This window comes from Pseudomonas sp. SIMBA_068, assembly GCF_046534705.1.
In the GTDB taxonomy this organism is placed as follows: Bacteria; Pseudomonadota; Gammaproteobacteria; order Pseudomonadales; family Pseudomonadaceae; genus Aquipseudomonas; species Aquipseudomonas putida.
The window spans coordinates 1-256 of the sequence record NZ_JAWRYI010000978.1; the positions used below are offsets into that span (position 1 = coordinate 1).

General features: G+C 54.3%; 1 pseudogene. It reads right to left on the reverse strand.

Annotated features, from left to right (window positions below):
* Positions 1 to 256, reverse strand: a pseudogene (locus SB756_RS32345) (phosphoribulokinase); the annotation flags it as partial.

Consider the following 256-nt stretch of genomic DNA (forward strand, 5'->3'; position numbering starts at 1 on the left):
GTCTTCCATTGAACGCACTACTGAGTCCATCACTGCTTCTCGTGAGTGCCCGCGCTCGCTGGTGTCGCGGATCAGTTTTTGAATCCACTCAAGGTTAACGATAGGCACCACGCCGACCAGTAAGTCCACATGCTGCGCAACGTTATGCTGTGGCGTGACTACGCCGCCGTGTAAACCTTCATAAAACAGTACATCAGTGGGTTCCGGTAAAGGTTGCCAGGGGGTGAATGTCCCCGGTACCTGATTCCACGGTACG